This window comes from Amycolatopsis rubida (genome assembly GCF_900115345.1).
Lineage (GTDB): Bacteria > Actinomycetota > Actinomycetes > Mycobacteriales > Pseudonocardiaceae > Amycolatopsis > Amycolatopsis rubida.
The window spans coordinates 716,296-739,666 of the sequence record NZ_FOWC01000002.1 but is presented as its reverse complement, the minus strand read 5'-3'; the positions used below and the strand labels follow the sequence as shown (position 1 = coordinate 739,666).

The window sequence follows — 23,371 nt, the reverse complement described above, 5'->3', positions numbered from 1 at the left end:
CGCGTTCACGACCAGTCGATCCGGTCGAACAGGTCGCGCAATTTCGTGCCGCGGGTGGCGTTCGTGGCGCTGATCCACGCGATCCGGCCCAGCAGGTGCGCGCGGAAATCGGGGTGCTCGGCGCGGTTCTGCGGTGCCGGGCCGGTGCGCGCGCAGTTGTGCAGCACGGCCCGAAGTTCGTCGTACTCGGCGCGGGCGACGGCTGGCGCGGCGTTCACCACCAACCCGGCGACGCGCTGCTGCCGGTAAGCCGGTTTCACTGACGTCTTGTCGTCGCGCAGGCGGAACCCCTCGTCGGTCACGATCCGCCGGACGCCCGGCAGCAGCCGGTGCAGCGGCAGGCTCGCGTCGCCGGAGAAGGCAAGATCGTCGGCGTAGCGGGTGTAGTTCGCGCCCAGCACGGCGGCGAGGCCGGAGAGCCTGCGGTCCAGGTGATGGGTGACCGCATTGGCCACCGAGGGCGAGGACGGTGCGCCTTGCGGAAGATGCGTGCCGGCGAGATGGCCCAGCATGGCCGATCGGGCGGGTGCGGCGCGCAGGACGTCGACCGGGGTGCGGGTGGTGAGGATTCCGGCGATGGCGGACGCGACGGCTGGCGGGTAGCCGGCCAGGTCGAGCAGCGACCGCACGCGCGACGCGGAGACGGTCGGGAAGAAGCCGGCCAGGTCCAGCCGCACCACCATGTCTTGCCCGGCGTGCGGGCGGGCGCAGGTGTGGATCGAACGGCCGCGGCGGAAACCGTGTGCGGCCTCGTGGACCGGCAGCGCGTCGAGCACGTGCCCGCGGACCCGGCGTTGTACCTCGGCCAGCCGGGGTTTCGGCCGTTCGATCAGCCGCGCACCGCCGGTGGACGTGGGGATCCAGCGGTAGCTGTAATGCCGCAGCACCGGCCGGGACCGCCGGTGCCAGCCGCGTTCGTCGGCGAACCAGGACAGCTCGCCCGGCGTGAGGTCGAGGGCGGCGGCACATTCGTCGAACGTGGTCCACCGGGCGACCGGCCAGCGCCACACCGGCATCGGTTCGAGCAGCGACGCGGAGGCGACTCGTTCTCCGTTCATCCGCGCTGTCTCGCACGCGGAGCGTGCCGCCGCTGCGCGGGGCGCTGTGGATACGTGTCGTGCTGCTCCCCGGGGTTGCCCCGGAGTGGGTGGTCCTCCACCGGCTCACCTCCGCGTCGCCGAAACCCACCCTAGCCAAGATCACCGACACGACCGGCAGCCCGGGAAGGAACCCCTGGTGACCGAGCACCCCCTTGACCCGAAGCATTGCCTATAGCAACTTTTGCACTATGCAAGATGTGCCGGACGACGTGGCCGCTCTCGAACGGCTGACTCGCGTGCTCGTGGCCGTGGCCTGGGACAGCGCGCACGCCGCCCCGCGCGGCGTCACCTTCCCGCAGGTGCGATTGCTGGTGGTGCTCGACAGCCTGGGACGGGTGCCGTGTTCGCGGCTCGCCGAGGTGATGGGCGTTAACGCGTCCTCGGTCACCCGGCTGGCCGACAAGCTCGAAGCGCACGGGTACGTCGTGCGCGGCGAGGACGAGCACCGTCGCACGGTGGTGACCATCGAGGTCACCGCTGCCGGGCGCGAGGTCGTGGCGGGGGGTCGTCGGCAGGTGCCAGCGCGCGCTGTCCGAGCTGCTCGCGGAAGTGCCTGCCGCGCGGAACGAGGCGGTCTCGACGGCGGTCCGCGACCTGGTCATGGCGGCGGAATCGGCATCGGGCGTGCCCACGGCGGGGCCGGGCCGGCTGTGAAGGTTCCGGCGCGGGCCGCGCACCTCGGCGACTTCGCAGTCAATCCGCGAATGCTGCTGATCACCGCGATCGCGCTGCCAGTGGGCGGCGCGGCGGCGGTGGCGGCGTTCGCGCTGCTCAAGCTCATCGGCTTGATCACCAACCTGGTCTTCTACCAACGCGTCGCGACGGATCTCGTCGCGCCGGGCGCGCAGCACCATCCGTGGTGGCTCGTGCTGCTCGCGCCGGTTGTCGGCGGGCTCGTGATCGGCCTGATGGCGCGCTACGGCTCGGAGAAGATCCGCGGCCACGGCATGCCGGAGGCGATCGAAGCGATCCTCACCGGCGGCAGCCGGGTGGCCCCGCGCGGAGCGGTGCTGAAACCGGTGTCGGCGGCGGTCAGCATCGGCACCGGCGGCCCGTTCGGCGCCGAGGGGCCGAGGGGCCGAGGGGCCGATCATCATGACCGGCGGCGCGGTCGGTTCGATCCCTCGCGCAGCTGCTGAAACTGTCCGCGGACGAACGCAAGACTCTGCTGGTCGCCGGTGCCGCGGGCGGGATGGCGGCGACTTTCAACGCACCGCTCGCGTCCGTCCTGCTGGCGGTCGAATTGTTGCTCTTCGAGTGGCGGCCGCGCAGTCTCGTGCCGGTGGCTGCCGCGGTGTCGGTCGCGACGGTGTGCCGCGGGTTCCTGCTCGGTACCGGACCGGTCTTCGGAGTCCCGTTCACCGGGGCCAGCCCCGGCCCGGCCGCCGGCGGTCTCGCCCTCGTCCCCGGCCTGACCGGCGGGTTGCTGGCGATCGGCGCGACCGCGCTCGTCTACTTCGCCGAGGATCTTTTCGGGCGGCTGCCCGTGCACTGGATGTGGTGGCCCGCGATCGGTGGCCTCGTGATCGGCATCGGCGGCCTGATCGAACCGCACGCGCTCGGCGTCGGCTACGACGTGATCGACACGCTGCTCACCGGGCACGCGACCGCGTCGCTGATTGCCGGGAACCTGGTCGTGAAGACGCTGATCTGGGCGCTTTCGCTGGGATCCGGGACCTCTGGAGGCGTGCTGGCACCGGTATTCATGATCGGCGCCGCGGAAGGCGGCTTGCTACCGCATATCGCGCCCGGGTTCTGGGCGACGGGCGGGTTGGCCGCGGTGGTCGGCGGCGTGCTGCGGTCGCCGTTCACCGGCATTGTGTTCACTTTGGAGCTGACCCACGCGTGGAGTTATCTGCTGCCGCTCGTCGTCGCGTCGTTCTCGGCGTACGCGCTTTCGGTGCTGCTGCTCAAGCGTTCCGTGCTCACGGAGAAGATCGCGCGGCGGCGGCTGCACCTCACTCGCGAGTACACGACCGATCCACTTGAGACGTTCTTCGTGCATGAAGTGATGACGCACCAACCGGACGTGCAGATGTCGGCCGATGTCGTCGTGTACGAGGACGACACTCTGCGCGACGTCGCGAACGATTTGGCGCTCGGGCACACGACGCAGGCGCTGGTGGTCGACCGGCACGACCCGTCGCGGGTACTCGGCAAGGTGACGCTGGCGCAACTGCTGCACGCCCGGCGGCGGGACCTGCGCGAGGAACATCACCGGGAACGCTTGCTGGGCCGGTCGGTCAACGCTTGAGCCGCTGTTTGTCCACTTTGCCCACTGGGGTCAGCGGCAACTCGCCGCGGAACTCCACAGTGGACGGTACGAAGTGCTCGCCGCCGAGTTCTTCGCGGACCTGGTCGCGCAGTTCGTCAGCGGTGGTCTTTTCGGCGACCACCACGGCGTGCAGCAGGGTTCCGTCCGGCCCCGGTGCGGGGACGACCGAGGCGGCCTTCACCTTGGGGTGGCTGAGAAGCGCGTGCTCCACCGCGGTCGAGGAGACCTTCGTGCCGTGCTCGCCGGTGACGATGACGTCGTCGATCCGGTCCTCCAGGTAGAGGTAGCCCTCGTCGTCGAAGCGGCCGAGGTCGCCGGTGCGCAGCCAGCTGTCGCCGATCGGCGGTTTCCCGTGGTAGCCGTCCATCATCGACAGCCCGCGGACGAGCACTTCGCCATCCGCGATGCGGGCTTCCATGCCGGGCACGATGCGGCCGACGGAACCGAGAAGTTCCGGCCGGGCAAGGACTTCGTCCGCGGAAATGCTGGCGATCATCGGCGCTTCGGTGAGCCCGTATCCCTGTCCGACGACCGGGCCGAACACCTTGAGCGCCTCGGCCAACCTGCGTGGCGCCAGCGGTGCGGCACCGAGGGAAAGCTGTTGCACGCTGGACACGTCCGTGGCGGCCAGATGTGGATGGTCGAGTACGGCGGCTAGCCGGGGCGGGGTAAGGGAAAATGTGGTGACGCGATGCCGCTCCACATCGGAGAGAAGCTTCTCCGCGTTGAACTCACGGTGCAGTACCACGGTGTTGCCGCAGCAGAGCGCGCCCAAAACGGCCGCGTTGCCGGTCATGTGCGTGAGCGGCGCGGTGACGAGAGCGGTTTTGGTGCCGTCCGGCTGGAAGATATGGGCGACGCCGTCGTAGATTCCGCTGTGCCGGATCAGTTTCGGAGTTCCGGTGGTGCCGCCGCTGGGGAAAATCGCCGTGACACTGTTCGGCAAATTGTCCGGAATGGACGGTCGCGCGATGGCGAGCGTGTCGAGTTCGGCATCGGTGAGCAGGGTCGCCCCGGTCGCCGCGAGCGTCGCCGCTCGCGCCGGACGGCTCGCGGAGGCCGCGATCAACACTACTTCCAGCCCTCGCAGCTGCGCGGCAAGCTGGGTCAGCACCACTTCCGGCCGGTTGGCGGCGTCGATCGCCACCACGGCGCGCACCTCGGCGAGCCCGCCGTACAGCCTCGACAGCAGTTCTGACGCCGCCCGGTACGTCATGGTGGTGTCGTCGTGGTGGAACAGCACGGTGTCGCCGCCGTCGCGGAGCGCGGAAAGGACGCGGGACAGGAAAAAGCTCACCCGGCACACCGTAGTCGTGTGTTGGCCGAGAACGGCGATCGCGGCTAGGTTCGTGGTCATGACCGCTCCGCCCGCGATCGACGCGGACCCGAGAAGCTGGCGTCGAGCCTTCGCCGATCTGCAGGCCGGGTTGCGTGCCCGGGAACTGTGGGCGTTGCTCGCGTGGCAGGACATCAAACAGCGCTACCGGCGCTCGTCGCTAGGGCCGTTGTGGATCACCGTCGGGATGGCAGTCACCGCGCTCGCGCTGGGTGTCGTGAACTCCGCGTTGTTCGGCACTTCCATCTCGACCCTGCTGCCGAGCATCACCACCGGGCTCATTCTGTGGAACTTCATGAACGGCTGCATCGTTGAGGGTTCGGAAACGTTCATCGCGAACGAAGGGATGATCAAGCAGCTGCCGGCTCCGGTGTCGGTGTACGCGCTGCGCACGGTGTGGCGGCAGGCGTTGTATCTGGCGCACAACCTCGTCGTGTACGTGCTGGTGCTGGCGATCTTCTTCGGCAAGCTCTCGCACCCGTACCGCTTGGTGGACAAGGAATACGCACTGCTGCACCCCGGGCTCGGCTGGGGAATGCTGCTCGCCGTGCCCGCGCTGATCCTGGTCCTGCTGAACGGCGCGTGGGTGGTGCTGCTGTTCGGCGTGGTGTCCACGCGGTTCCGCGACATCCCGCCGGTGATCCAGAGCTTCATCACGATGCTCTTCTACGCGACACCGATCATGTGGTCGATGGACCAGGTCCGCGCGATGAACCAGGCCTCGCACGAAGGATTCGGCTCCATCGCGGTGAATTTGCTGCAGCTCAACCCGGTTTATCACTTCGTCGAGATCGTGCGCGCACCACTGGTCGGGCAGCAGCAAAGCTGGACGCATTGGCTGGTCGCGGGTGTGGTGACCGTGGTCGGCTGGTCGCTGGCGATGCTGGTGCTGCGCAATTACCGGGCTCGGGTCGCTTACTGGGTCTGATTGTCCACTGAGGACTCAACCCGGGCAGCGAGTCCTGTCCGGTCTGATTTCGCGCGCGCGGGCAGCAGCGAGTCCTGCACCTTCGAGGGCAGCCGGGACGCCGGTGCCGCTCGGTCTCTCGACCGGCATGCGGACGACCCGCCGCGCACCTGAACCCACCAGATATCGCTGTGCCCGCCATTCTTCGGCGATCTCGTTCACCGCGCTAACCCCCGGCAGCCGAGCACGCCCGCCCGCCGGGGGTTAGCGTGGTCCTACGGCTCGTGAACGGAGGTCGCATGAAGCGTCGGAAGGCATTGCTGGCTCTGGCCGTGACGGTGCTCGCGTTGAGCACGGTCGCCGCCACTCCCGCCGGACTCACGCCGCGGCAGCTCGCCGGACAGCGGGTGATTTACTCCTATCCTGGTCTGACGCCGCCCGCCTCGTTGCTGCAACGAATCCGCGCCGGCGAGGCGGCAGGCGTAATCTTCTTCGGCGAGAACATCTCAAGCTCCCAGCAGATCAGCGACGTGGTACGACAATTGCGGGACGCGAACGCGCAAAGCCCGGTGCGTCGTCCGTTGCTGCTGATGACCGATCAGGAAGGCGGCAAGGTCCGCCGGTTGCCCGGCGAGCCCGTTCTGTCGGAGAAGCAGGTAGCGCAGTCCGCTGACCCTTCTGCCGCGGCCAAAGCCGCGGGCGCCGGTGCCGGCCAGAACCTCGCCGGGGCAGGAATGAACGTCAACCTCGCGCCGGTTCTGGATGTCTACCGCCAACCGGGCAATTTCATCGACAAATACGACCGCTCATACAGTCAGGACCCTCAGGTGGCCGGTGCGCTGGGCCGGGATTTCGTCACGGCCCAGCAGTCAACGGGCGTCGCCGCGACGGCCAAGCACTTCCCCGGCCTGGGCGCCGTGCCCGCCGGAAGCGACACGGACGCCGGCCCGGTGACGCTGAACGTGCCCTTGCCCGAACTGCGTGCCAAGGACGAGGCCCCCTACCGTCCGATGGTCGACGCTGGCGTGAAGCTCGTGATGCTCTCGTGGGCTGTCTACCCCGCGCTTGACCCCTCCCACCCCGCCGGACTCTCGCCAACGGCCGTGCGGGAACTCCGAAAAGACACGAACTTCGCCGGGGTGACCGTGACGGACGCCTTGGAAGCCGGTGCGCTGAAGTCCTATGGCGGAACGGGAAACCGCGCGGTGCTGGCCGCGAAGGCGGGAATGGACCTGATCCTGGCCTCGGCCCGAGACGTGAGCCAGGGGGACGATGCTGCTTCGGCGTTGGCCGCCGGGTTGTCGGATGGATCCCTGCCCAGCGGAGATTTCACCGCGGCGGTGGACCGGGTTTCGGCGCTGCGGGACGGGGTGAAGTGAGTCGTTCGCGGGTGGGACCGTGTGCGATTGGGTGCGATGCGGCTTTCGGTTGCTGCGTCGCCGATGGGCCCGTCCGGCTTTGGTGCTGCCGGGGGTGACGTGAGCTGTTTGCCGGTGGGGTCGAGCGGGCCGGGGCGAGGTGCGGGCGTCGGTGCTGCGGGACGGGGTGAAATGAGCCCTTCGCCGGTGAGGTTGTCGGTGCTCGGCTGAGGTGCGGCTTTTGCTGCCTGCAGAGGCGAGTCGTTCGTGGATGGGGTAGTGCGGGTCTGGGTGAGGTGCGGCTTTTGCTGCTGCGGGGCGTGAGCTGTTTGCGGGCAGGGTCGTGTGGGTCTGGGTGAGGTGCGCGAGTTGGTGCTGCGGGGGTGAAGCGAGCCGTTCACCGGTGAGGTTGTCGCTTGGGTGAGTGCGGCTTCGGCGTGGTTGGCCGGAGGCTCTGCGCGCCGCGGGCCGGGACACTCAGCGTCATGCTTCGCACCTTTGCGGCGCTAGCCATTCCCACCGAGATCCTATGTTGCGTGGCAGCTTTCTCGCGGCTCCAGACTCCACGTGCGTTGCCGCGCGGCAAAATTTTGGCACCGTCCGTGTGCTTCACTGTGAAGCCCCGTCGTTATGCGGACCAGTTAGCGTCGTTGAAGCAGGACCCGCCCGGCTCTTCGCGATTATCCAGCAAACAACCCCCGTTCCGGTGACACCCGGCGGTGTGGACATCGCGCTGTCCTCGTGCTGAACGGGCACCCTTGCGTGCGACCCACCCACGACGGGAGGACGAATGCAAGCTTGGTGGCTCCTGGTGGCCGTCGCCGCGGTGTTCGTGGTGCTGGCCGTAGTGTTCCTGCGCCGCGCCGCCCGGCGTCGCTCTGCCGTCCCGCCGCCGAATGCTCCTCCAGCCTCCCCTCCGGACGACTCGACGCGCCGCTGGGTCTCCCCGTCGGACGACGTACCCCGCCGCGCCCGCCATCGATTGGACGAGGCGCACCCCCTGGCGCGCTACCCAGTCGCCCGGCAACGCCCGATGCGGCATCCGAGACCGTCGACCGAGCAGGAATCCGCGCGAGAACGGCGAGACCCGTAGCCCGAGCCAACGCAGGGCGGGCGCGACAGCCCGACGCGGAAGCCTTGCCGAAGAGCCGTCCCGGCAAACGCCGCCTGGTACCTGCTCCGTCAGACCACTTCGAAGGCCTCGTCCGGCGTTCATCCCTGTGGGCGAACGCCGAAGCCCCGGTTTTGTCGGTGCCCGCTGAGATGCTTCCGGCATGGTTCTCGTGCTGCTCCTCATCTATGTCCAGAACAACATGCTTCTCCCGCCCGCTCCCGTGCCCGATGCCGACCGAGTCGCCGCCGCGATCTCGCATGTCCTGGAGCGGGCGCGGGCCGGGGGCGCAGGTGGTGCACATCCGGAACAACAGCATCGGCGACGACCCCGACGTACCCGGAACCTCCGGCTGGGAACTAGTGCACGAGGCCCGCCCAGGCGAGCACGTAGTCGACAAACAGACACCCGACTCCTTCGCCGGCACCCAGCTGGGCTCCGTGCTGCCGGAGTCGGCCCGCTGGTCGTGGCCGGAATGCAGAGTGACTTCTGCGTCCGAGCCCCCGCCTTGGCCGCCCTCAAGCGCGGTCATAAGAGCACGCTGGTCCAAGACGCCCACGCCACGTACGACGACGAATTCTCCGCCGCCGAGGAGAGCGCCCGTGTGGACGAGGAACTGTCCGCGGCTGGCGTGAAGCTGATTGGAAGCGAGGAGGTGGTCTTTGCCTGATCCCGGTGCCGCCGAGCCGACGGCGACTGCCACGTCGACAAGCCTTCGCGAGGGCGATCGATTTCATCGCTGAATCGCAGCGAAAACAGGTGTTGGACTGGGAGGTCGAGGCAAGCCAATACTCAGCCCATGACGTCTGCGTCTGGCGATTCCGCCGAGAACTCCGGACAAAGCGAAGACCGGCACCTCGACGGTGACGTGTCGGCGGACCGGTCCGCCGACGCCGAAACTGGCCTGGACGGTGAGGGAGGCCTGGACGCTCGTGGGAGCGCACCGGACGGCGCTGCCCTCGGCGCGACGGTCGAGCGTGGGAGCGCACCGGAGGACGCTGCCGTCGATCCGGTGGGCGATTGCACGGCGGCCAGCGTCAATGAGGTGGCGCGCGACGAGTCGGCAGTCGGCGACGACCCGGCGGTGAGCGTCGAGTCTGCGGCCGGTGTCGAGTCTGTGGCTAGCGCTGGGCTTGGGGCCGGTGTCGAGTCTGTGGCTAGCGCTGGGCTTGGGGCCGGTGTCGAGTCTGTGGCTAGCGCTGGGTTTGGGGCCGACGTCGGGTCAGCGTCTGGCGTTGAGCCTGCGGCCGACGTCGAACCGGTGGCTGGTGCCGAGCCTGCGGGCAACGTCGGTTTGGCGGCCGATGACGACCCGTCGGGTGGCGTTGAGTCGGTGGCGAGCGCCTGGCGGGCGGCCTGCGTCAACCCGGTGGTCTGCGTCAATCCGGTGGTCGGCGTCGAGCCTGCGGTAGATGTCGAAGTGGCGGCTGCCGTCGAGCCTGCGACCGGCGGCTTGATGGCCGACCTCAACCCGGCAACCGGGGTCGGGTCGGCTGACGGAGCTGCTCGGGATGTTGTCCGGTTGCTGCGGCGGCTTGGCGGCAGGGCGTTCGCATTGGCGTTTGTCGCCGGGATTACCGGGCTGACGACCGTCGCGCTGGCGTTGGGTTTGGCCGGGTTCGCGCTGGTGCTCGCGCCGGTGCGCGGGGTCAGGCGAGAAGATGGGCCAGCAGCGCCCGTGCCGCCGGGTTGGTGAGGTTTGCCGAGCGGCCGGTCAGGGAGATGGTGCGGGCCAGCGTCGGCTGGGTGAGGCGGGCGAACGGCAGTCCGGACCGGGCGGCGACCTGCTCTGGGAGCACGGTGACGCCTAGGCCTGCCGCGACCAGGTCGACCAGCAGCGGGACGGTTGTCGCCTCGCAGACCTGATCACGACGGACGCCAGCCTCGGTGAAGGCTCGGTCGACCAAGGCTTGCAGGCCGCTGCCGGTGAAATCCACGAAAGGCTCGCCGTCCAGTTCCGCGAGCCGGACTCGGCGGCGGGCCGACAGACGATGTCCGGGGTGGGTGAGCAGGACCAGGTTCTGCTGCCAGCTGGCGAATTCGGCCAGCTCCTCCGGCAGCGGACCGCCCACATAGGACAGATCCAGTTCGCCGTCGGACACCGCGGCGGTCAGTCCGGGGATGGTGCCTTCCCGGACGCGCAGCCGGATTCCCGGGTAGCGGGCGCGGAATTCGCCCAGCTTCGCGGGCAGGTCGACGACGGTCAGGGTCTGGATGGTCCCGATCGACACCCGGCCGCGCGCGAGGCCAGCCACCGCGGCTACCTCGCCTCGGGCGGAGTCGACGTCCGCGGCGATTTGGCGGGCCAGCGGGAGCAGGGCCTCGCCCGCCGGGGTGAGAGTGACCCGGCGGGTGGTGCGGTCGAACAGTTCTGCGCCGAGGCCGGTTTCCAGCTTCCGGATGGATGCGCTGAGAGCGGACTGCACGACGTGCACGTCCTGGGCGGCGCGCGTGAAGTTGCCGCGCCGGACCACAGCCAGGAAGTGTTCGACCTGCCTCAGTTCCACCGGCTTCGCCTCCGTCTCGCCACCGGGCGGTGGCCCGGTGAACGTACCGCGCGCGCCGGTCGGTGACGGCTGATTGAGGCAGAGGGGGTCACAGCAGCAGAGTTCGATGGTGGGCAGGGGCGGGTGCGCAGGGCTCGGCTGGTGGAGTTGGTGCGCGGCGGGGCCGGTAGTGACCGCGGCTGGTGGAGCTGGTGCGGGGCGGAGGGCCGGCAGTGGCCGTGGCTGGTGGAGTTGGTGCGCGGCGGGGCCGGTAGTGACCGCGGCTGGCGGAGTTGGTGCGGGGCGGAGGGCCGGTAGTGACCGCGGTCGGCGGAGTTGGCGCGGGGCGGAGGGTTCGCAGCGATCACAGCGCCGGCTCCGATGGTGGCCAGGGCGAGTCAGGGCGTCGACGAGTCCGCTGCGGCTGGCGGGAGGTGGTGAGTGCCGGAGAGCCGAATCCCGAGGACGGACCAGGGAATCCGGACCGAGTGGCCGCGGGAGTCGGCGCGCGCGGCGGTGGGTGTCCGAGGGGCTAGCGGCCACCGGATCAGGGGAGCCAAGGTCGAGCGGGAGTCGGCACGAGACAGAGGGCTGACGGCGTCACGATGCCACCCCCAGCGAGCCGGGACTGCCGCCGGGATCCGCAGGGGCCCCAGCGCGCCCGAAAACGTCTACTGGGCTGTGTAACCCCCGTCAGCGAGGATCTCCACCCCGGTCACGTACGAGGATTCCGCGGAAGCCAGGAACAGGATCACATCCGCGACCTCCTGTACCTCCCCAGTCCGCCCCATCGGGACGCCCTCGACCTGCTTCGCTCGCCACACCGGATCGGTGGAGCCGCGAGAGGTTCGCATCGGTGGCAGCAGACCGGGTGCCACCGCGTTGACTCGGATGCCTTCGCTCGCATAGTGGACGGACGCGGTGGTCGTCATCGCCTTGATCGCGCCCTTCGAGGCGGCGTATCCCAGATGGACGCCGACCTGCCCGATGGACGCCGAGATCGACGTGAGGTTCACGATCGAACCTCCGCCTCGGCCGGACATCGCCGCCGCACCGTGCTTGATGCCCAGGAACACTCCGCGGGCGTTGACTTGCAGCAGCCGATCATAAAACGCCGTGCTGGTCAGGTCTGGGTCGAAGGTGCCGCTGATGCCGGCGTTGTTGACCAGCACGTCGAGTCGTCCGTGCCGGTCCAGGACGTCGGCGATCGCGGCGGTCCAGGAAGCTTCGCCGGTGACGTCCAGGCGGCGGTATTCGGCCTGGCCGCCGTTGGCGCGGATTTCCTCGGCCACGGCGGTGCCGTCAGCGTCTTCGACGTCGGTGACGACGACCGTCGCGCCTTCGCGGGCGAAGGTCTGGGCGGCTGCCCTGCCCATTCCGCTCGAAGCGCCGGTGATCAGGGCGATCTTGTCCGCCAATCGCATGGGGGGGTGCCTTTCACTGGTGGGGACCCCAGTCTGCCGCCGGGCCACGCGACGGGCCGAATCAGGCCAGTTCCGCGGAGACGACCGACGAAAGGGCCCGCAGCGCGTCCAGCAGGGCGTCGAGCGCGTCGGGACTGACCAGGACGGTGCTGACCATGCTGCTCTCCCGGACTCCCTCGCGGACGTCGACGGACAGCTCGTGGATCAGCTTCCCGTGCTGGGTCAGCGTCGCGACCAAGGCGGGGATCTGGTCGATGCCGCCGACGAAGTACGTCGCGATCCGGCGGCGGACCAGCATGGCCGGGCCGGAGGTGTAGGGGGCGGAGGAAAAGGTGCTCAAGGACATGGCGTACTCCGGGAAAAAGGTCTGGCGGGAAAAGAGGGCCAGGTCCCGAAGCAAAAAACCGCATACCGGCATCGCGCGCCGGCAGCCTGGTTCAGCCGGCGCGCCGGGTTACGAGTCGCTCGGACGTCATGAGGCGCAGCACGGCGACAGGCTAACACGGCGCCGCGCGAAGGCAAAAGAATCCACAATGGACTGACGGATCAGCCGGGCTCGTTCCACGGCAGCCGCTTGCGCAGCAAAGTGGCCGCACGCAGGGCGACTTCCACTTCCAGCCGGTGTTCGGCGAGCGGCCGTCCGCACAGTTCCTCGGCCTTGCGGACGCGATAGTGAACGGTGTTCTTGTGCAGGTGCAGCCGGGCGGCGGCGTGCGTGTAGCTGCCGTCGGTGTCGAGGAAGACTCGCAGCGTCTCGCGCAGCTGCCCGGTGCCGGGATCGTCGGCGACGAGGTCTCCGAGGACTCGCGTGATCCAGCGGTAGACGTCGTCGGACTGTTCGGTGAGCAGGGCGGCGATCGCGACGTCGTCGAACCGCACCACGTTTTGGCTCTGGTCCTCGTCGGTCTCCGCGACCGCTCGTGCCCGGACCGCCTCGCGCAGGGAACCGCGGAACCCGGCCAGCCCGTAGCCGGGCGCGCCCAGGGCCAGTCGCAGGCCGCCGCCGATGGCTGCCACGCCGGAGCGGAGGCGTTCGACCTCGATGTCGTCACGTTCCGTGCTGACCGTCCAGCTCCACAGCGTGCGGTCGTCGGCCAGCATGGTGAGCGCTGGACCTCGTCCGCACACCTCCTGGAGCAACCGGGCCGCGGCCTGCAGTTCTCCCGCGCCCTCGGCGGGCAGCCACGCGACCGCCGCGCAGTGCCACTGCCGCATCGGGAAGGCGAGCAGCTGCTGTGCCGCGTCCTCGGTCAGCGTGTCCGAATCGAGCACCAGCCGGATCTGCGCGGCCCGCGCGGCTCCGGTGCGGCTGCTCCAGCGCCGGCGTTCGGTTTCGAAGATGTCGATCAGACCCTCGATGACCTGGTCGATGTAGCGGTTGGTGCGGCGCGACAGTTCGGCGAGCACGCCGAGCGCGAGCCGGGTGTCGATGTTCGGCTGCCGTCCCAGTGCCTCGATCGCCCATTGCTCGAACCGGTGCTCGCCGAGCCGGTAGGCGCGCAGCAGTGCTTCCAGCGACAGCTCGTGCTGGGCGAACCGGCGCGCGTACTCGGCCGCGGCGGGCGGGACGGTGATCCGGTCGAGCGGGATGGAATGCGACAGCATGTCGAGGATCGCGACCAGATTCGCCGACGTGCTGGCGATCATGAGCTTGCGGACCGTCTCGTCGTGCCGGAACTCCGGGATCATCTCGACGAACCAGTCGGTGAGCTCGGCGGTGCGGGCGGGGAGGTCGGCGTCGATGGCGTGCGCGATCTCGGCCACGACGGCGTCGACGGCGTCGGACATGGCGGTCAGGGTAACCACCGGACCGCCCCCGGCGACAGGCGAGCGGCGTCGTTCACTCCCTCGGTGCGGGCGGTTGTGACCCCGGCACAACAACCGGCGGAGCCTTCGGTTCTGCGGCCTATGGCTTGGGTCACGGCCCGTCCTTACCGTCATTTCCCACCTGAGCCGCCCTGGGAAAGGACTTCGACGATGCACCTCGCGGCGCTGCCTGAAGAACGGGCCCGGCGAAACCCGAACCGGCCCTGCCTCGCTGACGAACACAGCGAACTCGGCAACGCCGGTTTCGCGGTGCGAGTGCGCGGCGCGGCGGCCGCGTTGCGGGCCCGAGGGGTCGGCGCGGGCGACGTCGTCGCGGTCTGGTTGCCGAATCGCGTCGAGTTCGCGGTGGTGTTGTTCGCTGCCTGGCGCCTCGGTGCCGCGGTCACGCCGGTGAACCCGGAGCTGACCGACGGCGAAGCCTCGTTCCAGATCGCCGACGCACGGGCGAAAGTCGTGGTGGGACAAGGTGATTCGGGCCTGGTGACGATGCGGATCGAGGAACTGGCGACCGCCGTTCCCGACGAGCGTCCGGTGGCAGGCGACGACCACGCGGTCGCGTTGCTCATCTACACCAGCGGCACCACCGGACAGCCGAAAGGCGTGGTGCTCGACCACGGCAACGTGCGGGCGATGACCGCGATGATCGTCGACGCGCTCGGACTCGGACCGGCAGACCACAGTTTGCTGGTCCTGCCGCTGTTCCACGTCAACGGAATCGTGGTCAGCGTGCTCGCGCCGCTGCTCGCCGGTGGCCGCTCGACGATCACCGCGAGATTCCGCGCCGATGACTTCTTCGACACGATCGAACGCGTCCGTCCGACGTATTTCTCCGCCGTACCAGCGATTTACGCTCGGCTAGCGGGTCTCCCGGACACTGTGCGGCCGGACACCTCGTCGCTGCGGCTGGTGGTCTGCGGGGCCGCGCCGATGCCCGCCGGGCTGATCCGGCGCGTCGAGGAACGGTTCGGCGTGGTGGTCGTCGAGGGCTATGGGCTGTCTGAGGGAAGCTGTGCTTCGACGCTGAACCCGCTGGCCGGGCCGCGTAAACCGGGGACGGTCGGGCGTCCGCTGCCCGGACAGGAAGTCGCGCTGATGGACTCGCGGGGTCGGCTGGTGACCGACGGTCCCGGCGAGGTCGTGGTCCGCGGCCCGAACGTGATGCGCGGCTACCTCAACCGGCCCGAGGCGACCGCCGCGACGATCGTCGAGGGCTGGCTGCACACCGGCGACGTCGGGCGGTTCGACGAGGACGGCTATCTCGTCCTGGTCGACCGCATCAAGGACATGATCATCCGGGGCGGGGAGAACCTCTACCCCAAGGAGATCGAGAACGCACTGCACGCACACCCGGCGGTGCTGGAAGCCGCGGTGGTCGGCGCGCCGCATCCGGTGCTCGGCGAAGTGCCGGTGGCGACCGTGACGCTGTACCCGGGCGCGGTCGTGAGCGAGGCCGAACTGCTTGAGCACTGCCGGGCCCGGCTGACGCGGGTCAAGGTGCCGGCGCGGATCGGCATCGTGCCCGCGCTGCCGCGGAACCCGGTCGGCAAGATCGACAAACCCGCGCTGCGCCGGGAACTCGCCGCGGCCGGCTGATCCGATTCTGCACGACAAATCCGTGCCCGCGGCTGCGGGCCCGGTCGATGCTGCCCGGAGAAAGGCGGAGAACAATGGGGTTCAAGACAGGGGACTTTCCCCCGGTCGATCCGGAAACCTTCCTGCGGAAGCCACTGTTCGAACGAACCAAGGCGCTCGCACTGCACTGGGTCCAGTTCGGATTCGGCTCGCCCAAGATGATTCCGGCGACGTACGTGGTGAAGCTGGTTTTCCTCTACGTGCTGGCCGGGGTCGCGCTGGCGACCTCGACGTCCGGTGCCGGCCCGTTCTGGGACGTGGCCGCGTGGTGGCACGAGCCAGTGGTTTACCAAAAGCTCGTGCTGTGGACGGTCTTCCTGGAAGCGTTCGGCGTCGCCGGTTCCTGGGGCCCGATCGCGGGCAAGTTCAAGCCGATGACCGGCGGGATCCTGTTCTGGGCGCGGCCCGGCACGATCCGGCTGCGGCCGTGGAAGCGCGTGCCGTTCACCGCGGGTGACCGGCGGAACGGCTTCGACGTGCTGCTGTACCTGGCTTTCCTCGCCACGCTGCTGACCGCGATCGTGCTTCCCGGTGTCCAGGACGCCGCACTGTCGGCCGCGCTGCCCGGCAACACCTCGGGACTCGTGCGCCCGGCATTGCTGATCGCGCCGATCGTGCTGTACGTGCTGAACGGCCTGCGGGACAAGACAATTTTTCTCGCCGCTCGCGGTGAACAGTATCTGCCCGCATTGGTGTTCTTCGCCTTCCTGCCGTTCGTGACCATGATCATCGCCGCGAAACTGCTGATCTGCATTGTCTGGATCGGCGCGGGCGTCTCGAAGTTCGGCAAGCACTTCACGAATGTGGTGCCGCCGATGGTGTCCAACAGTCCGTGTGTTCCGTTCAAATGGCTGAAGCGCGCGCATTACCGGAATTTCCCGGCCGACATCCGCCCGTCGAAGCTCGCGTCGTTCATGGCGCACGTCGGCGGGACGACGGTGGAAATCATCACGCCGCTGGTGCTGCTGTTCTCCACCAATCACTGGGTGACGCTCGCCGGGGTCGCGCTGATGGTGGTGTTCCACCTGTTCATCACGTCCACGTTCCCGCTGGCGGTGCCGCTGGAGTGGAACATTCTCTTCGGCTACTTCGCGATCTTCCTGTTCCTCGGCTTCCCGGCCAGCGATGGGTACGGCGTCGGCGACCTGACGCCGGGCTGGCTGGCCGTCGTGATCGCGGCCGCGCTGCTGTTCTTCCCGATCCTGGGCAATCTGCGCCCGGATCTGGTGTCGTTCCTGCCGTCGATGCGGCAGTACGCGGGGAACTGGGCGTCGGCGCTGTGGGCGTTCGCGCCAGGTGCCGAGGCGAAGCTGAACACGTTGCCGCACCGGCCGACGAAAAACCAGGTCGACCAGTTGCAGGAGATGGGCTACCCGGCGGAAATCGCCGAGATCACCATGCAGCAGACCATCGCGTGGCGGTCGATGCACAGCCAGGGCCGCGGGTTGTTCTCGGTGCTCGCGAAGAACCTGCCGGATCTCGAAACGCGGACTGTGCGCGAGGGAGAGTTCGGCTGCAACTCGATCATCGGGTTCAACTTCGGCGACGGGCACCTGCACAACCTCGACTTCGTCAACGCGGTGCAGAAGCGCGTCGGGTTCGCGCCCGGCGAGTGGATCGTGGTGTGGGTCGAGTCGCAGGCGATTCACTCGAAGGTGCAGCATTACCAGGTGATTGACGCGGCGCTGGGGGTGATCGAGCGTGGCCACTGGACGGTGGCCGACGCGGTCGACGAACAGCCGTGGCTGCCGAACGGCCCGATTCCGCTCACCGTCACCTGGACCGCGAGCCCGGCGGCGACGAGCAGCGTGCTGGCATGACCACCGCGGTGGTGGTCGGCAGCGGACCCAACGGGCTCGCCGCGGCGGCCGTGCTGGCTCGCGCCGGGGTCGACGTGACGGTGCTGGAGGCCGCCGGCGAGATCGGCGGCGGCACCCGCACCTCCGAGGCGATCGTCCCCGGCCTGCGGCACGACCACTGCTCCGCGACGCATCCGATGGCGGTCGGCTCCCCGGTGCTGACCGACCTCGGGCTCGACCAGTACGGCCTGCGCTGGCGGCTGCCGGAGATCGACTGCGTGCACCCACTCGACGACGGCAGCGCCGGTGTTCTGCGTCGCTCGGTCTCCGGCACAGCCGCCGGGCTCGGCTCGGACGAACGTCGCTGGTCGGCGCTCTTTTCTTCGCCCGCGCGGAACTACGACGCGCTGAGCGAGGACATCCTCGGGCCGCTGCTGCGAGTGCCGAACCATCCGTTGCTGCTGGGCCGGTTCGGTCTGCCGACAGTCGCTCCGGCGACCGTGCTGGCCCGCTGCTTCGGTACCGAACAGGCCCGCGCGCTGTGGCTCGGGGTCGCGGCGCACGCGTTCCGTCCGCTCGACCGCCCGCTGTCGTCGGCGATCGGGCTCGGCATCATTACCGCTGGTCACCGGCACGGCTGGGCGGTCGCGGAGGGCGGGTCGCGGGCGATCAGCGACGCCTTGGCCGCGCTGGTCGCCGATTTCGGCGGGAAGATCGAGACCGGCGTGCGAGTGGAGTCGGTTTCGCGGCTGCCGCGGGCGGACGTGGTGATGTGGGACGTCGGACCGGACACTCTCGCGCAGGTGCTCGGCGACCGGTTGCCGCCGCGGATCCGGCGGGCGTACGAGCGGTTTCGCTACGGTCCCGGCGCGTTCAAAGTGGACTTCGCGGTACAGGGCGGGATTCCGTGGCGGTCGCCGGAAGCGCGCGCCGCTGGGACCGTCCATTTGGGAGGATCGGCGGCGGAGATCGCTGCCGGTGAACGCGAAGTACACAATGGACGGATGCCGGATCGGCCGTTTGTGCTGCTAGGACAGCAGTATCTGGCTGACCCGTCGCGTTCGGTCGGAGATGTGCATCCGGTGTGGGCGTACGCGCATGTGCCGCACGGATACGCTGGTGACGCCACCGAGGCGATCACCGCGCAGATCGAACGGTTCGCACCGGGCTTCCGGGATCGGGTCATTGGTTCGGTGACGACCTCGTCGGCGGAATTCGCCGCGGGGAACCCGAATTTCGTCGGCGGCAACATCCTCACCGGGGCGAAAGACACACGGCAGCTCGTCTTCGGTCCGCGGACGACGTTGCAGCCCTACGATATGGGTGTCCCCGGGCATTTCGTGTGTTCCGCGGCCACGCCGCCGGGGCCGGGTGCGCACGGGATGTGCGGCAGCCACGCGGCGGCGCGGGCGTTGCGGTATCTGCGGCGGTGACGGGTCAGCGGAGAAGGACGCCCGGGTTCAGGATCCCGGCCGGGTCGAGGGCGTCTTTCGCCGCGGAGAGGGCGGCGGCGAACGGGTCCGGGCGCTGCCGGTCGTACCACGGGCGGTGGTCGCGGCCGACCGAGTGATGGTGCGTGATCGTGCCGCCGTTGGCCAGGATCGCTTCGGATACCGCGGTTTTCAGCTCGTCCCACTGCGCGACGGTGCTGCCCCAGCGACCGGTCGCGTAAATGCCGTAGTACGGCGCGGGGCCGTCCGGGTACACGTGGGTGAACCGGCAGGTCACCACGCCCGCGCCGCAGATCTCGGCGATCGCCGCGTTCGCGGCCGTCGTGACCGCTTCGTGCAGGGACTCGAACGCGTCCCAGGTGCAGGCGGTCTCGAAGGTCTCCACCACCATCGACCGGCGGGCGAGGGCGTCGCGCTGGTAGGGCATCCGCAGGAACGCCGACCGCCAGGCCGAACCGGACTCGCCGCGGCGGGCGGTGACGGTGCCGCCGTGGTCCGCGGTCAGTTCGAGCGCGCGGTCCAGCCAGGCGTCCACCGGATGGTCGGCGGACTCGAACGCGAGCAACAGCAAGCCGTCTGCCTGGACGCCGGTGTTGAGGAACGCTTCCGCGGCGTCGAGGAGCCGGCAGTTCGCCGGGTACAGGCCGGACTGGGCGATGGCCCGGGTCGCTTGCACCGCGTCGGAGTAGCGGGCGAAGCTGACTGATGCTTTCACTTGCCACTGCGGGCGTTCTTGCAGGCGCATCCAGGCTTCGGTGATCACGCCGAGAGTGCCTTCCGAGCCGAGGAACATCCGATCCGGGGATGGCCCGGCCCCCGAACCGGGCAGCCGTCGCGACTCGCTGACACCGGCCGGGGTCACGACGCGCAGCGATTCGGCGAGGTCGTCGATGTGCGTGGCCAACGTGGCGAAGTGGCCGCCGGCGCGGGTCGCCAGCCAGCCGCCGAGCGTGGAGTGCGTGAACGACTGGGGGTAGTGCCGCAACGTCAGCCCGTGCGGGCGGAGCTGGTTTTCGAGCGCCGGCCCGTACACCCCGGCCTGGATCCGCGCGGCGCGGCTCGTCCGGTCGATCTCCACGACCTGGTCGAGACGGCCGAGGTCCAGTGACACCGCGGGGGCGGGGAACCGCGGTTCGATGCCGCCGACGACGGAACTGCCGCCGCCGTACGGGATTACCGGCGTGCCGCCGGTCGAGCACCAATGCAGGAGGTCGAGCACGTCCTGCTCGGACTCCGGGCGCGCGACGACGTCCGGCACCGCTTCGACCCGCCCTTCCAGGTTCCGCACGACGTCGCGGAACGCCTTGCCGCGTGCGTGCGACAGCCGGTCGGCCGGGTCGGTCGAGCACAGCCGGGCCAGCGCGGCGGGCGGGCGGAGCCGGGACGGCGGCACCGGCAGGTCGTCCGGCGAGGGCGGAGCGTGGTCGGTGAAGTCGTGGGCGGGCAGGAAGGCGGCCGTGCGGGCGACCAGCGCTTCGGTCTCTTCGGCGGTCAGTGCTTCCTCGAGGTCGCCCCAACCCCACCAGGACCGTGTCATCCGTCTGCTCCCTTCCGAATTGACTCTAAGGTAACTTACTCTAGGGTAATAATCATTGAGGAGGAAAGATGAGCGTGCTGACCGCTGCCGCGCCGTTCGTGGTGAACAAGGTGTTTCCTCGCTTCGACCAGCGGATCGAGGAGTCCGTGAAGCCGTTCGACCGGCCCGGCCTGCTGCGGCCGCATCCGGGCTCGCGGACCTGGGCGTGGACGCATTACGGCATTTTCGTGCCGGAACTGCCGCGGCCGCACCGCTACCTCAACACCATGACCCTGATCGGCAGCACCGGCGCGGTCTGTTTCGACAACGACTACCTCGCGACCTCGGACGCCCGCCGCACCACGACCGTTCTCTCGTCCACCGCCGCGCCCGGGCATCATCACTACCAGGCCTACGATTCCCGCACGGAATGCCGTTTCGCCGACGACGGTTCGCGGCTGGAGTGGGATTCGGATCTGGCTATCGAAGCAGCGCACCCGTCGTATCAGGTGCACGCGCGGTACGACGGGTTCTCGGCGGACCTGGCGATCACCGCGACGCCGCAGGTCTCGTGGTTTGTGCGCAATCCGGCTTACGACCACTTGAGCCTTCTCGCCACCTTCACCGGGATGATCACTGACGACACCGGTGAGACTGAAATCGGCGGTCTCTGCACCGTTGAGTACGCGCGATCCCTTTCCCCGCAAGCACTTCGGCGTTCGCCGCTGCCGCGGCGGTTCAAGCTGCCGATTGACTTCTTCACCTATCAGATCATCAATCTCGATGACCGGACGCAGCTGTTGCTCACCGATGTTCGCGCGGCCGGGGCGACGGCTTGCCGGCTCGCGCACCTGCGCACGCTCGACGGTGCCGCGGCGGTGTTCCGGGATGTGCGGGTCGAGGTGGAGCATCGGGCCGAGCCGCAGGTCGATCCGCGGGGGCGGAAGATGCGCGTCCCGGAGCGGTTCCGGTGGACGGTGCGGGATGGTGCGGAGGAGGTCGTGACGCTGGAGGCGGTGGTGGACAGTCCGCTGCGGTACGGCCATGGGCGCGGTTACGTCGGTGCTTACACGTATTCCGGCGCGTTCCGGGGGCGGCCGGTGTCGGGAAGCGGATACTTCGAGTGGGTGGACTGCGAGATCAGCCGCGCAGGGAGGTGAGGATGCGGGCGCAGCGCTGGGTGGTGGTTTCGGCGGGTTCCTCGGGGTGTTCGAGCCACCAGTTGACAGTGGCGGCGACCGCGCCGTACCAGATGCGGGCGAACAGCGAGGCATCGGCGGGATCGGCGAAACCGGCTGAGGTCAAGGCTTCCTGGGTGCCTTCCGCGCCGAGCACGGAGAGTTTGCGGCGGTAGGCGCGGGCTGCTTCGTCCACTGCCGAGCGTGGGGGCAGCGTCGGGTCCCAGAGGACGGCCCAGTCAAGGCGGCGGGGTTCCAGGGTGCGGAAGATCGCTTCCAGGGTGCCGAGGGCGCGGGTCAGGCCGGTGCCGGTTTGGGCTTCGGTGACGGCGTCGACGAGCGGGGCCGCGCCTCGGTGGAGGCAGGCCAGGTAGAGGCCGTCCTTGGACTCGAAGTAGCCGTACACCAGCGGTTTGGAAATCTCCGCCCGGCCGGCGATGGCGGCTACTGAGGCGTGGGCGTAGCCCTGGGTGCCGAACTCCTGGACGGCGGCGTCGAGGATCAGCCGCTCCCGCTCGGGACGCGGCATTCCTTTGCTGCCTGCCGAATTCGCCACGTCTTCAGCATAGCTGATGAGGATCGCGGGGTGCGTCGGTCCATTGTGGACTTTCATGCCGGGTGATCGGGTAGGCTGCTTGAACGGGTTTCACGAGGCAGGGGAAGGTCGCTGTGTCTGCTCATCATCTTGTGGTTGACGGTGCGGACATCGTTTACGACGTGCACCACCAGCCGCTCGGGGAGGGGTCTCGCCCGTTGATGATGATCGGGCAGCCGATGGACGCCAGCGGGTTCACTACGCTGCTGTCGTTCTTTCCGGATCGGACGGTGGTTACCTATGACCCGCGGGGGATTGGGCGCAGTACGCGGACTGACGGTCTTACGGAGAATCGGCCTGAGGTTCAGGCTGGGGACGTGCACGCGGTGGTCGAGGCCCTCGGGGTCGGACCGGTCGACCTTTTCGCCAGCAGCGGCGGGGCGGTTACCGCGCTGGCGTTGGTCGCGAAGCATCCCGAGGATGTCGTGACGTTGGTGGCGCATGAGCCGCCTGCGATCGCGGCGTTGCCGGATGTCGAGGCGGCCAAGCGGGCCTGCGATGCGATGACTGCCGTGTACCTGGCCCGGGGCTGGGGGTACGGGATGGCTGCGTTCATCGCGCTGACCAGTTGGGCCGGGGAGTTCACCGAGGAGTACTTCGCGCAGCCGGTTGCCGAGCCGGGGCAGTTCGGGATGCCTGCGGAGGATGACGGCAAGCGGGATGATCCGTTGTTGTCTGAGCGGTCTCGGCCGGTTATTGACTATGTGCCGGATGTCGCCGCGTTGCGGAATGCTTCGACTCGGGTCGTGTTCGCGGTGGGGGAGGAGACCGGGGATACGTTTACTGGGCGGACTGTTCGGGCGATTGCTGCTCGGGTTGGGTATGGGGTGACAGTGTTTCCCAGTCATCACGGGGGGTTTCTTGGCGGGGAGCATGGGTATGCGGGGGAGCCGGAGGCGTTTGCTGGCCGGTTGCGGGAGGTTTTGGGGTGATCGGCTCGTCGCCTGGGGCGACATCGCCCGTGGTCTTGGCGTGGGGCACCCCGAAGCCCTGAGTGTGCTGACGGTTCGGGGGTGCTTGTCAAGGCGGGAAAGATGCCTTGACAAGCACCCCCGAACCGCAGGGAGGCTTCGTATCGGGGTGCGGGGGAGGGGCTGGGTGCCTCGATCGTCGGGTGCGTCGGCTGCGGGTTTGTTGGTGGGATTGGTTGGGCGTGGCGTGGCGGGTGGGTGCGTGGCTTGGGTGGGTGGCCGTGGCGGGTGGGTGCGCGGCTTGGGTGCGTGGCCGTCGCGGGTGGGTGCGTGGTTGCGGCGGGTTCGCGGTTGCGGGGCATTCCGGCGGATGGTGGCGGGCGGGTCGTGAGGGGAACCCTGAGGGAATCAGAGTCTGCTCACGGACCTCGGCTGGAGCGGGGGTGCGCGGATTGGCAAGACCTC

The 23,371-nt window shown here is 69.0% G+C and carries 19 protein-coding genes; 11 read left to right on the top strand and 8 right to left on the bottom strand.

Annotated features, from left to right (window positions below):
* Positions 1-5 precede the first annotated feature (5 nt).
* The gene (locus BM362_RS12450; RefSeq protein ID WP_093573202.1) at positions 6-1,058 is read right to left on the bottom strand and encodes a reverse transcriptase family protein; all 1,053 of its coding nucleotides are present in this window, start codon (positions 1,056-1,058) and stop codon (positions 6-8) included.
* A gap of 239 nt (positions 1,059-1,297) precedes the next feature.
* On the opposite strand from BM362_RS12450, the gene BM362_RS49915 reads away from it, so the two are divergent.
* Together BM362_RS49915 and BM362_RS49910 are read left to right on the top strand one after the other, a co-directional pair.
* Positions 1,298-2,239 carry a MarR family transcriptional regulator gene (locus BM362_RS49915; protein ID WP_280142724.1) on the top strand — a complete coding sequence of 314 codons (942 nt, stop codon included), beginning with the start codon at positions 1,298-1,300 and terminating at the stop codon, positions 2,237-2,239.
* Positions 2,233-3,354, top strand: a complete 1,122-nt coding sequence (locus BM362_RS49910) for a chloride channel protein (protein ID WP_342029802.1) — start codon at positions 2,233-2,235, stop codon at positions 3,352-3,354. Before BM362_RS49915 ends, BM362_RS49910 begins: the two co-directional genes overlap by 7 nt.
* Here the strand turns inward: BM362_RS49910 and BM362_RS12435 are convergent.
* Positions 3,344-4,672, bottom strand: coding sequence for a class I adenylate-forming enzyme family protein (locus BM362_RS12435; protein WP_093573433.1), 1,329 nt, complete (start codon positions 4,670-4,672; stop codon positions 3,344-3,346). The genes BM362_RS49910 and BM362_RS12435 overlap by 11 nt on opposite strands.
* Before the next feature lie 58 nt (positions 4,673-4,730).
* Here BM362_RS12435 and wzm point away from each other — a divergent pair, with 58 nt between their 5' ends.
* The 4 genes from wzm (at position 4,731) to BM362_RS12415 (ending at position 9,783) form a co-directional block, all read left to right on the top strand.
* Positions 4,731-5,639, top strand: a complete 909-nt coding sequence (gene wzm / locus BM362_RS12430) for a galactan export ABC transporter permease subunit Wzm/RfbD (protein ID WP_067576246.1) — start codon at positions 4,731-4,733, stop codon at positions 5,637-5,639.
* Positions 5,640-5,917: 278 nt separating this feature from the next.
* A complete protein-coding gene (locus tag BM362_RS12425; RefSeq protein ID WP_093573201.1) occupies positions 5,918-6,997 on the top strand; it encodes a glycoside hydrolase family 3 N-terminal domain-containing protein in 1,080 nt (359 codons plus the stop codon).
* Between the two features lie 1,253 nt (positions 6,998-8,250).
* Positions 8,251-8,757: a cysteine hydrolase family protein gene (locus BM362_RS12420; protein WP_093573200.1), complete on the top strand. Its 507-nt coding sequence runs from the start codon at positions 8,251-8,253 to the stop codon at positions 8,755-8,757.
* A gap of 129 nt (positions 8,758-8,886) precedes the next feature.
* Positions 8,887-9,783, top strand: a complete 897-nt coding sequence (locus tag BM362_RS12415; protein WP_093573199.1) for a hypothetical protein — start codon at positions 8,887-8,889, stop codon at positions 9,781-9,783.
* Here BM362_RS12415 and BM362_RS12410 read toward each other — a convergent pair.
* The 4 genes from BM362_RS12410 to BM362_RS12395 all read right to left on the bottom strand — a co-directional run bounded on the left by BM362_RS12410 (position 9,737) and on the right by BM362_RS12395 (position 13,785).
* Positions 9,737-10,594 (bottom strand): LysR family transcriptional regulator, encoded by an 858-nt coding sequence (locus BM362_RS12410; RefSeq protein ID WP_067576251.1) that lies wholly within the window; start codon positions 10,592-10,594, stop codon positions 9,737-9,739. The genes BM362_RS12415 and BM362_RS12410 overlap by 47 nt on opposite strands.
* A 650-nt stretch (positions 10,595-11,244) precedes the next feature.
* On the bottom strand, positions 11,245-11,997 hold the full coding sequence (locus BM362_RS12405) for an SDR family NAD(P)-dependent oxidoreductase (RefSeq protein WP_067576253.1): 753 nt from the start codon (positions 11,995-11,997) through the stop codon (positions 11,245-11,247).
* A gap of 61 nt (positions 11,998-12,058) precedes the next feature.
* The gene (locus tag BM362_RS12400) at positions 12,059-12,343 is read right to left on the bottom strand and encodes a hypothetical protein (protein WP_067576595.1); all 285 of its coding nucleotides are present in this window, start codon (positions 12,341-12,343) and stop codon (positions 12,059-12,061) included.
* 200 nt (positions 12,344-12,543) lie between these two features.
* Positions 12,544-13,785, bottom strand: a complete 1,242-nt coding sequence (locus BM362_RS12395) for a PucR family transcriptional regulator (protein ID WP_093573432.1) — start codon at positions 13,783-13,785, stop codon at positions 12,544-12,546.
* Between the two features lie 189 nt (positions 13,786-13,974).
* Between BM362_RS12395 and BM362_RS12390 the strand changes: the two genes are divergently transcribed.
* The 3 genes from BM362_RS12390 (at position 13,975) to BM362_RS12380 (ending at position 18,688) form a co-directional block, all read left to right on the top strand.
* The gene (locus BM362_RS12390) at positions 13,975-15,417 is read left to right on the top strand and encodes a class I adenylate-forming enzyme family protein (protein WP_093573198.1); all 1,443 of its coding nucleotides are present in this window, start codon (positions 13,975-13,977) and stop codon (positions 15,415-15,417) included.
* Between the two features lie 74 nt (positions 15,418-15,491).
* Positions 15,492-17,276: a DUF3556 domain-containing protein gene (locus BM362_RS12385; RefSeq protein ID WP_093573197.1), complete on the top strand. Its 1,785-nt coding sequence runs from the start codon at positions 15,492-15,494 to the stop codon at positions 17,274-17,276.
* Positions 17,273-18,688, top strand: coding sequence for a phytoene desaturase family protein (locus BM362_RS12380; RefSeq protein ID WP_093573431.1), 1,416 nt, complete (start codon positions 17,273-17,275; stop codon positions 18,686-18,688). Before BM362_RS12385 ends, BM362_RS12380 begins: the two co-directional genes overlap by 4 nt.
* Positions 18,689-18,692: 4 nt before the next feature.
* On the opposite strand, the gene BM362_RS12375 is transcribed toward BM362_RS12380, so the two are convergent.
* The gene (locus BM362_RS12375; RefSeq protein ID WP_093573196.1) at positions 18,693-20,243 is read right to left on the bottom strand and encodes an FAD-binding oxidoreductase; all 1,551 of its coding nucleotides are present in this window, start codon (positions 20,241-20,243) and stop codon (positions 18,693-18,695) included.
* A 68-nt stretch (positions 20,244-20,311) separates the two neighbouring features.
* Between BM362_RS12375 and BM362_RS12370 the strand changes: the two genes are divergently transcribed.
* Positions 20,312-21,382 carry a DUF6670 family protein gene (locus tag BM362_RS12370; RefSeq protein WP_067576261.1) on the top strand — a complete coding sequence of 357 codons (1,071 nt, stop codon included), beginning with the start codon at positions 20,312-20,314 and terminating at the stop codon, positions 21,380-21,382.
* On the opposite strand, the gene BM362_RS12365 is transcribed toward BM362_RS12370, so the two are convergent.
* Entirely contained in the window at positions 21,363-21,956 is a 594-nt protein-coding gene (locus tag BM362_RS12365) for a TetR/AcrR family transcriptional regulator (RefSeq protein ID WP_244287132.1), read from the bottom strand. The two genes, BM362_RS12370 and BM362_RS12365, sit on opposite strands and share 20 nt — an antisense overlap.
* Before the next feature lie 113 nt (positions 21,957-22,069).
* Between BM362_RS12365 and BM362_RS12360 the strand changes: the two genes are divergently transcribed.
* A complete protein-coding gene (locus BM362_RS12360; protein WP_244287131.1) occupies positions 22,070-22,927 on the top strand; it encodes an alpha/beta hydrolase in 858 nt (285 codons plus the stop codon).
* The last annotated feature ends 444 nt before the right edge of the window (positions 22,928-23,371 follow it).